Here is a 10883-nt window from a genome sequence, read left to right as displayed (position 1 = left end):
TCCTTGCAATCATTATACCAGAAAATGGGGCAAAAGTCAGTAAAATCAAGTGTTTTCAGTTTGCTCAGCAGACACTAAATAAACGCATTTAACTTTATTCACTGTTGATAACGCTGCTGTCCTTACTTCTTTTGGTGTTTGCTCACAATGTCTTCCTTGTGGTCTCTCATATTATAAAATGATTCGTTTCACACGTTTCTTGTTGTATTTCTAATGGTTGAATCTATTGATTCACCTTGTCATTCATAAAGTGACACCCATCTATATAAATCATTTCCAGATTTATACAATTTCAGATTATAACCTATCTGGCTTTTTCCACGTTTATCACTCTTGTAATCCTGCACTGCTTCAACTTTCTGTTCTATTGTGTATTTGCTTTTCCTTCCCATAAGAAAAGATCCCTCCTTTCATAAACAACGTTTTATTTATTTCCGTTGTTTACTTTAGAGGGATCATATCAACTTATTGAAACTGTTTTTTCTTACTTTTTTATAATGAAATTGCGGTTTCTAGGGCAACTTCCATCATCGCATGAAAGGATGTTTGTCGCTGTTCAGCTGTAGTAACGGCACTTGTGACTAAAGAATCACTGATAGTTAATAAACAAGCCGCTTTTTTACCCAGCACTTTAGCATTATGGAACAAGGCGAAACTTTCCATTTCTACACAGACACAACCATGTTTTTCATAGAATTCTTTATGTCCATCTACATTTTCCTCATGATAGAAAACATCACTGGAATGAATTCTTGCCTCAACTAATTGCTGATCCAATTTTTCTGCTGCTTTACGAATGGCTGCATTCAATTCTTCGCTTGGATACTGTATATCGCCATCAACATCTGCCTGTGCTTTCGCAAAAGTTGACTCGCTCCATGCACCATCTGCCAGAACTAAGTCAAATAGATCAAGTTTGTCTGTATATGCTCCGGCACTTCCGATACGAATAATTGCCTCAACTCCATAAAACTTAAATAATTCATAGGAATAGATTCCAATACTAGGCATTCCCATGCCACTTCCCATAACCGAAACTCGTACACCTTTATAAGTGCCCGTATAGCCAAACATATTACGAACCGTATTGAACTGTACGGGATTTTCCAAATAAGTTTCGGCAATAAATTTCGCCCGCAATGGATCTCCAGGCATTAATACTACCTTTGCAATATCACCGGCATTTGCCGCATTATGTGGTGTTGACATAACTATATCCTCCTTATGATTACCAGTATTAGTATACCATATCTAATTTCGATATCCTAATGATTTCATATATCATTTTTTATGAAAACGCCTACCTATTTCTATTTTATTCAATTGTATCACAAGGCAGAAATCCTGTACTGATAAACGCTTTTGCTAACTACCTTTTTAGCAAGTCCTCATCTCTTTTTTATGATCTTTTGGTTGAATACTCACGTATTATTTTTTTATTTTATTATCTGATCATCTGAACGTTTTCTTACATTTTCTTAAATACCATACGCTAGATTAGATTTATACGTTATAATGATTACATAAAACAACAAGAGGTGTCTTATGAAAAAGTTAATTCCTATCATTTTAAGTATCGTAACAGCATTCAGCTTGTTAATGCCTGTGCAAGCCAAAAAAGATGATTCTGCGTTGCCAGATGATAACAAGATTCGCTTGGTCAATGTTACAGAAGACGGCCATTATGAAATCATCAAAGAAAATGATTCCTATGCTGCTGCTAAGGTTTCTCATACCCTTTTACAGCATCAATATGAAAATCTAGGCATAGCAAAAGGACAAACCTTTTTATCGATAGAAAATGGCGTAGTTGAATTTAAAAAAGCACAAGATTGCAGTGTCAATATTACCTATACAAATACAGCGAATCAAGAGGAAGGTTATACCAATGGGTGTTATGGTGCCGATGGAGCCTTTTTAGAATATAACGATGGCAATGGTATGGTGAAATTTCAATTGTCAGGTGTCATCGGATCTACTTCCATTGAAAATGTGACAATCCATCCCCTTACTACTCTTCCAAATGTTTCACACTTTGAGGTGCATAATGGTATCTTGTTGCATTTTTTGAAAAGTGATATTGCCAGTAAGGGCTATGATAATGTTTTGCATTTAGGTCAAGCCCCTTCTTACCTTAAAGAAAAGACAATTTACTATAGCTATGACAGTCATTATTTTTATAAAAGCTTTTCTGCCATGATCACAGATGTGCGCAAAAGTATCCATACACAAGCAGTAAACGCAAAACAGCCATATTATAATTATTATCAATATGTCAATCATCGTTCGACAACCGCTTATTCCTATGAAGATGTTCATGCTTATTTGCAAAACACTCGTCTCTTAAAACAATCTATCACCAAATTTGAAGGTACTTATCTGCATGACATTCTCACTCAGTCTATGATCGTACAAGGGGAAAAAGGGTTTTTTCAATACCAAAATCAGTTTGGCGCAAATGCCCTTATGATGCTTTCCTTAGCCTTAAACGAAAGTGCCAGTGGACGCAGCGCCTTATCTTATAATCGCAACAATTTGTTTGGTCATGCGGCCTATGATTCTGATGTAGAAAAAAATGCCTCACGCTACTTACGCGTAAGTGACAGTATTTACGCTCATGCAGCCCATTACATATCATCCTCTTATTTAAATCCGAACCAATTTCAATACCATGGCGGTCATTTCGGAAACAAAGCGGGCGGTATGAATGTTTCTTATGCTAGCGATCCTTACTGGGGTGAAAAAGCGGCACAATACTATTATGACATTGATCATGCCTTACAAGATAAAGACTTAAATCAGTATGCGATTGGTATTACCGGCACTAAAAAAGTTAATGTCAGAAAAGATCCTAAAGAAGCTGCGAAGACATTATATGCTATTCCCAAAGGCACGCAAGCCAGTTTGCTTCTCTTGGATAAACAAACAGAAGGAAATGCTGTCTGGTATCTTGTACAAACCGATGTACCTTTGACAAATGATCGAAATGTTTCTGCAAATCCAACATATAACTATCGTAAAAGTTATGGGTATGTAAAAGCCAGTGAACTTTCTTTTATCACAAATGAAAAGCATCTAAATGAAAAAAACTATGTCGATGTCAGTTTTGATGCCAATGGAGGCACTTTCTATCCAGGTTCACATACTATCACTATGCAAATAGAGAGTGGTAAAATTCCGATTATCTTAGAACCTGAGAAGAAGAATGCCTTATTTATCGGTTGGGACAAAGAAATTAAAAAAGCTGAAAAAGACATTGTTTATAAAGCAAATTATCGATCTGTAAAAAACATCGCCTTTATTGAAAAACCGAAGCAAACTTACCAACAGCATGATTACCTGGATGTATCAAAAGGAAAGATTCAAGTAAGCTTCGAAGATGGTTCTACACAAGAACGCTCATTGACCACAGATATGGTGAGTGGCTATGATCCTACTACGCTTGGCACGCAGACATTAACAATTCGTTATGCGGGAAAAACCTTATCCTATGAAATTCATGTAAAAAAGCAAAGTGAAAGCACCGGATCTAAGCTGCAAGAAAAAGCAGCATATATCATTAAGACCTATAGTGATAAGGTAGGGTTAACGGATGATGCCTTAACTGAACTAGAAAAATTTCAAAATGATGTTTTGCAGGAAAGCAACAACCCCTTAGATGATGATGTATTACGTGCCGTGGATCGCATTTTGCAACCAAATTTAAAGCCACGTCTCAGTGTGCTCATTCATGATGATACCTATGATTTACAAATATCAGGCCTTAGTTTAGCAATGCAGAAAAAGACATCGTTCCTGAATGCATGGATGCCGAAAACAGTCGTTGTGAATGTACATGATTCCATCGGCAATGAGGAAGAAACATTGTTTAAAAAAGTCGCAGAAGCAAATTATGTTACCTATGAAGCAGGCTTTACCATAGATGGAAAAGAGGATATGTCCGGTTATGATCCTGAAACCCAAGTTTTGTATTCGATAAAGAAACCTAAAAATAGTAAGGGGAAATTATATCGCATCTTAACTGTGGATGGTGAAAACATACGCCAGTTACCCACGACACAATCCGATACTCGCATTCTTTTCCAGGCAAAGAAAGGTAGTTTTGCGATCGTATCGATCCAAGGTGCAGCGCCTAAAGGAAGTATGGATTTTACCGAAGTCGCTACCATCAAAGGAAATGGAAAAAACTATATCACAACATACATTCTGATACCTTTTGCTGTCATCTTCTTGATCTTAATACTTGTGATTGTCCTTCTACTCATTCGCAGAAAAAACAAAATAGCTTATCGAAAAAAGAAAAGAGCGATATATAAAAATCAATAAAATCATCAGATGCATCTGAAAAAACAATTTGCAGAAACTTGTGAATTGTTTTTTTTCGTACTACAATACTAACTAGAGGTGATGATATGAAACGAAATCAGATAGATAGCGCATATACATGGGATCTTTCCAGTATGTTTGCTTCACAAGAGGCATTTAACACATGTTATCAGGAATGTGAATCCTTAGTCAATGCACTGACAAAACAAAAAGGTCATATAGCGGATACAAAAGAAAGCTTTTGTGATTTTTTTGATCAACAAGAAGAATTATCCCGAAAACTGAATAATCTTATCAGCTATGCCCGTATGTATACAGATGTAGATCCTGATGAAGAAACAGCACAACAAAATCTTTCCAAAGCATATGTTCTTTATCAAAAAACGGTGGTCGCACTAAACTTTGTGAACTTAGAAGTCATGAAAGAGAAAGAAAGTATTGAAAAGTATTTAGCAGAGGATGCATGCAAAGCATATCGTTATCCAATGCAAGAAATCTTTCGTCGCATGCCTCATCAATTGGATGAAGAAAAAGAAGCGATGATGGCACAAATGCAGGATATTTTACGTGTACCGGAATCCACTTATGAAAGTTTCCGGCTAGAATTTGAACCAGTGATGGTAGATGGAAAACCGGTTTTTCTAAATGGTGGTAACTACCATCAATTCTTACTAAATCCTGATGAAAAGGTACGTAAAGAAGCATTTGAACATTACTTTCAAGAATATAAACGATATCAAAATGTCTTTCTGAATCTATTAAGCGGACATATCAAAGGAAAAGCTTTTGAAGCACGCTTACGGGACTTTCCTTCTACCTTAGAAGCAAGTCTGTTTGAAGATGGTGTAGAAAAAGCGCTGTTTGATTTGGTAGTACGAATGGGTAATGAGACGTATCGACCTTATGCCCATGAATATTTTAAGTTACGTAAAGAAATCTTAGGATTACAACAACAGCATGTTTATGATATTGCCCTTCCTTTAGTAAAATCTGTAGATATCACATATACGGTGGATGACTGCTTTGCCATTTTAAAAAAAGCATTGGCTCCTTTAGGTGAGGATTATATCGCTATGCTTGATGTAGCTAGAGAAGAACGCTGGATTGATTTTATGCCACATGAAAAGAAGCGCTCTGGTGCTTATTCTGCAGGTACGTATGATTCAAAACCTTTTATTCTAACAAACTTTACAGGAGAATATGATTCCCTTAGTACACTGGCACATGAATTCGGACATTCTATGCATTCTTATTATTCCCATAAGCATAATCGCGCAATGTTAGCAGAATATCGTATTTTTGTTGCCGAGGTTGCTTCTACAGTCAATGAATTATTATTAAACGACTATTTATTAAAGCATTCTGATAATAATGACCATAAGGCTTATTTATTAAGCAATCTATTGAATCAGATGATTGGCACGATGTATCGTCAAACCATGTATGCTACTTTTGAATATCAGTTATATGAAGCCATTGAAAAAGGAGAAGCACTGTCCTCAAAAGATGTATGTGATCTGTATGAGCAGCTTAATAAAGACTATTTTGGTGACAGTGTCATTGTGGATGATTTACAGCGTTACGGCTGTTATCATGTTCCTCATTTCTATTATAACTTCTATGTGTACAAATACACTTTAGGCATGTCGGTTGCCATTAGCTTTGCCAAGAAAATCTTAAATGGTGAAGTTGATGCCTATCGCGAGTTCCTTACAAAAGGCGGCAGTGAAGCGCCTTTAGATGAATTGATGCATGCCGGTGTAGATCCTCGCCAAACGCAGGTTTATGAAGATGCCTTCGGTTACTTTAAAGAAATCCTTGATCAGTTTCGCTCTTGCGTTACCCATGAAACTTCACAAAAAAGGTAGGCAGTTCATTTCCATGAGCTACCCACCTTTTTAATAAGAGAATTTATCATAATATTCCATATCTTCTAACATGGAAATATCTTCTATTGGATTTTCATCCAACCGCAATTCATATAAATTTTTTAAATTCTTTAATGGTGTCAGATCGGTAACGTAGTTTGCTTTTAATGTTAGAGAACTCAAATATGTCAAATCTTTTAGTGGTGATAAATCCATGACTCCATTATGATCTAAACGCAACGATGATAAATTAACCAATTTCTTTAATGGTCTGATATCAGTAATCACATTGTTGTATAAATCAATGGTACCCAGATTCGTTAAATTCTCTAAAGCAGTCAGATCGGAAATATTATTATGTGATAAACAAAGACATTCCAAGTTTTTCATATCCTCTAAACATGAGATGTCACGTACCGCATTATTCCCAACATCCAATGCCGTCATTTTCTCACAGCCTTTTAATACACTAATATCCGTGATCGAATTATTATACACATTGACTTCAACTAACTCTTTCGCATTTTTTAAAAAGTCAATATCGTGTAGGAAACAGCAGCTTGCCTTAAAATAACGCAAATTTTTCATATCTTTTAAGACTTCCGTATGTGTAACACGATTCTCTGAGATATCTAATTTTTCTAACTTATTCAACCCTTTTAAGATACGCAAATCACTTAGCCCACTTTGGATAAGACGCAAATCTTTTAAGTTTTTCAACTTTTTCAAAAAGGAAAAATCTTTGATGCTGTCAAAGGATAATTCCAAGACCTCTAAGTTAGGAAACTCTTCCAAAATGCTACAATCACTCAAATATTGGTTATTCGTCAGGTTAAGACTGCGCAACGTTTTTTTCATATATTGCAAAGGCGATAAATCAGAAAACAGATTGGTTGATAAATCTAATACTTCAATGTTTTTGAGATAAGTCAGATCCGCAATATCATATAACCACATCTTATTCATATGAAGTTCTTTTAACTCATTTAACGTGCCTAAGATACTGAGTGGAAATGGACCATTCTCAATACTGATATATAACTTATGCAGCTTTTTGGCATTTTCCAAATAAACCAAGTTATCAACTTTACTACGTTCCAGATTTAGTTCTTCTAGATTAATCATACCCGCAATTGCACTGATATCCATGGTATATAAATTATTACGGGAAATATCCAAACGCAATAATTGCCGGTATCCTCTTAAAGCCTGTATATCTCGCAGCATATTCTTAGATAGATTCAAATACTCAACTTCGCGTAGATCTTTAATAGGATCAAGATCTTCAATACTATTTCCACATAAATCCAAATATTGCAGATTCACAGCTGTATCCAGTCCCTCTAATGATATAATGCCGGCACTTCGAGCAGATAAACTGACTAAACGCTCCATTGCCTTTTCATCAATTTCCTCTTCCTTCAATTGCAATGTTCTGGCAATCGCTGCACGCAGGAATTCATCTTTTATCAACATAGGCGTACTCCTTTCGTTTCCTCTTCTTTTATGTATCTATTATACCCCAATTCCGATAAATCTGAAACTGCTTTCAAATATTTTTGCCATTTCGATGAACGGATACAGCCATTGTTAATAAAACATCCAACTTTTTTAGAAAAAGGTTAGATAAAAATAGAAAACGATTGACTTTATGCAAAAGAAGTGTTATTGTAAATCTGTAATAAAAAGCAATAACTATGATTTCAAGATTCACAAATTCTCGGAATTGTATTTATGACTCAATATGTACAGGATCCGATGTTTGTGATTTTTTTATACATTTGAGTGCTTCTTATTAAATTTATAAGGAGGTACTAAAAATGAGTACAGGTAAAGTAAAATGGTTTAATGCAGAAAAAGGTTATGGATTCATCACTTCTGATGAAGGTAAGGATGTATTCGTACACTATTCAAGCATCCAGTCTGATGGTTTCCGTACATTAGAAGAAGGACAGAGAGTTTCTTTTGATGTAGTTGACAGTGACCGTGGTCAGCAGGCTGCTAACGTTGTAGCTGAATAATCATTTATTCATTAAGCTGTTGCAAATGAGCCTTTCTAGGTGATATGCAACAGCTTTTTTATTTTGGTCAAAATGCAGAAAAGACGCGAAGTGCGTCTTTTCTTTACATTAAGCTTTTTGTTTTTCTTCCTGCTCTACTTCTTTCCATCGTCTGTCTAAAATAAAGACAATAAGCTGTACGATAGCAAAACATAGCATATAAATTGTCCAGTTATCAATAATAACCATCGGCAAACTCATATCCTCCGTTAAGAAGAAGACAATGATTGAAATAATCGCAAGCAGTAAGGCAAGACTTCTTATAAATAAGCTGCGTTTTTCTTCCTGATAATCTTCTTCCTCATCATAAGAATACGTCTTATCATTTTCTAATTTCTCTTCATTTTTACTTTTTGATAATAACAGAAGTATTGCCAGTAATACCGTAATGATCATGCATATGAAATTCATGATCGCCCAGTTTGCTTCCGTGCCTTTCGCTTTCGGTGTTACATGTTCCTTAATTACTTCTACATCCCCATTTGTTAACGGTGTCTCATTTTCATCAACATGTTCACTTTCTCCATTTGATTGCGTATTCCCCATTATGTTTGGTGCGAATGGTCTTGTATCTGAAACTGATGGCATCATAGGCTGTTCTGCTACGATTGGTCTATTCGTTGTTTCTGGAAGCTGAGGAGCATCAACGGTATTGCCTCCATTCGTTGGAGGTATGGTATCAGGTTTATCTGGTGTTACAGGAGCATCTGGCTCCTCAGGGTTTTGAGGAGTATCTGGCTTCTCGGGATCACTTGGTGTCACTGGTTTTTCAGGTTCTTTACTTGCTTGAAAAACAACCTTAAACGTCGTATCTTTTGTTATGATCATATCGATGGTCGGTTTTTTATTTACCCAGGACGCACTTTCTTGCTCATATCCTTCATCTGCTGTAGCTGTTGGAATCTGATCAACCCTTAGTTTACCACTTCCATGTGTTGCAAAATTTCCTTCTTCATCTCGTAATGTCACATATACACGATCAAAAGCAACCGTTCCATGTTCAGCTTCATAATGAACTGCCACTTGATATTTATCTGGAATGCCGTCTCCTTTATCGGGATGCTTTGGATCTGTCCCATGAATGTCTTTGGTGTAATGAACAACGATTTCTTTATCTTCCGCATCCATGCTGCCTGTGATTATATGATCATTTTCATTTTCCAAAACATAGGTATCCACATGTGGAGATGTTATTTCATAGCGATTCAGATAAGCAATCTTTGTTTGATAATCTTCAGCTACGCGATTGCCATCCTCATCAACATATCGAATAATCAATTGATAATCAGCCGTTTCAAACTTGGCTTTAAACGTCATCTTTTCTTTGATTTTCATACCAGCTTCTGGCCATACTGGATACCATTGTAGGCTGCTTTGGTCATAGCCTTTATCCGCAATTGCCAAAGGAATCTGCAAAGCTGTTAATTGACCGTTTCCAGTTTGTGAAGGCTCATTGTTTTCATCATATAGGGTTACATAGGTCTTCCTTGTTCCAATAAGTGTACCATTTTTTACTTCATAGTTTACTTCAACTTGATATTTATCTGGAATGCCATCTCCATGATCAGGATGAATAGGATCTGTTCCATGCTCATCTTTAGCAAAGTAAGCATAAAATACGGTATTTTCGGTTATCGTATATTCGCTTGGATCCTTAATCTCTATCCCTTCCTTATTCGACACCGTTTTAACGATCCATTTATCAAAAGTATAACCAGCAGCTCCCTTTGGTTTTGGTGTCTGATAATCTATTACATTTTTGAGTTTCGTATTTGCTAACACTTCATTATATTGAGTAGTCCCTTCTAATGCACCATGTTCTGCCACAACGAAATTTACCCTTAATTTTTCTTCACGCTCATCCGGAATTCCATCATGGTTGTCATCCTTTGCAAATACTGCCTTGACAATCGTATCGCCGTGAATCACATATGCGCCAGGTTCTGCAACTTCTAAAAGTGCATGTCCATCTTTATCAACGATCACCCATTTATCAAACACATAGCCATCTTCTGCTACCGGTGTAGGTTCTTTATAATGCTGTGCGTCATGAATTGCTGACTTGACCAAATAATTTTTATATGTGGTTGTTCCAAGTAATTTTCCATGTTCTCCTGCTATAAATGTAACCGTAAAGCGCTCTTCCTGATAATCCGGAATATGGTTACCATTTTCATCCATTGCCCATACGGCATACAGTGTCGTTGTTTCCATAATGGTGAAGTAATCCTTTGGCTGTAACATCTCTTGAGGTGCCTTGCCATCTGTCGGAATCACTGTTAGTGGCTGTTTGCTCCAACCGATGAAGATAACATTTTCCTTTGGATGAGTGAAGGCATTATCCTTTACTAGTACTTGATCTTTTACATGATACGTCATTTCATCGATGACACTTCCACTGCCACCGTTTGCATCATAATTCATCGACAAAGATTCTTGATAATCTGGAATATGGTTACCATTTTCATCCATAGCCCATACGGCATACAGTGTCGTTGTCTCCATGATGGTGAAGCTATCCTTTGGCTGTAACATCTCTTGAGGTGCCTTGCCATCTGTCGGAATCACTGTTAGTGGCTGTTTGCTCCAACCGATGAAGATAACATTTTCCTTTGGATGAGTGAAAACA

At 36.4% G+C, this 10883-nt stretch carries 6 protein-coding genes; 3 read left to right on the top strand and 3 right to left on the bottom strand.

Annotated features, from left to right (window positions below; translation table 11 throughout):
• Positions 1-492 precede the first annotated feature (492 nt).
• A complete protein-coding gene (deoD, locus tag ACESSZ_RS12435; RefSeq protein WP_008687199.1) occupies positions 493-1209 on the bottom strand; it encodes a purine-nucleoside phosphorylase in 717 nt (238 codons plus the stop codon).
• Between the two features lie 336 nt (positions 1210-1545).
• On the opposite strand from deoD, the gene ACESSZ_RS12430 reads away from it, so the two are divergent.
• Both ACESSZ_RS12430 and pepF read left to right on the top strand, forming a co-directional pair.
• Positions 1546-4326, top strand: coding sequence for a glucosaminidase domain-containing protein (locus ACESSZ_RS12430; protein ID WP_331866895.1), 2781 nt, complete (start codon positions 1546-1548; stop codon positions 4324-4326).
• Between the two features lie 86 nt (positions 4327-4412).
• Complete coding sequence (gene pepF / locus ACESSZ_RS12425; protein ID WP_331866896.1) at positions 4413-6194, top strand: oligoendopeptidase F; 1782 nt, start codon at positions 4413-4415, stop codon at positions 6192-6194.
• Between the two features lie 30 nt (positions 6195-6224).
• Here the strand turns inward: pepF and ACESSZ_RS12420 are convergent, their stop codons facing one another.
• Positions 6225-7670: a leucine-rich repeat domain-containing protein gene (locus ACESSZ_RS12420; protein WP_008687194.1), complete on the bottom strand. Its 1446-nt coding sequence runs from the start codon at positions 7668-7670 to the stop codon at positions 6225-6227.
• Between the two features lie 344 nt (positions 7671-8014).
• On the opposite strand from ACESSZ_RS12420, the gene ACESSZ_RS12415 reads away from it, so the two are divergent.
• The gene (locus tag ACESSZ_RS12415) at positions 8015-8215 is read left to right on the top strand and encodes a cold-shock protein (RefSeq protein WP_008687192.1); all 201 of its coding nucleotides are present in this window, start codon (positions 8015-8017) and stop codon (positions 8213-8215) included.
• A 108-nt stretch (positions 8216-8323) separates the two neighbouring features.
• On the opposite strand, the gene ACESSZ_RS12410 is transcribed toward ACESSZ_RS12415, so the two are convergent.
• Positions 8324-10822 carry an FILTED domain-containing surface protein gene (locus ACESSZ_RS12410; RefSeq protein WP_331866897.1) on the bottom strand — a complete coding sequence of 833 codons (2499 nt, stop codon included), beginning with the start codon at positions 10820-10822 and terminating at the stop codon, positions 8324-8326.
• Positions 10823-10883: the final 61 nt, after the last annotated feature.

Source organism: Eubacterium sp. 3_1_31, assembly GCF_964249515.1.
In the GTDB taxonomy this organism is placed as follows: domain Bacteria; phylum Bacillota_I; class Bacilli_A; order Erysipelotrichales; family Erysipelotrichaceae; genus Longicatena; species Longicatena caecimuris.
Note: the sequence above shows the minus strand (reverse complement) of the source record. Positions and strands in the feature narration are given on the sequence as shown.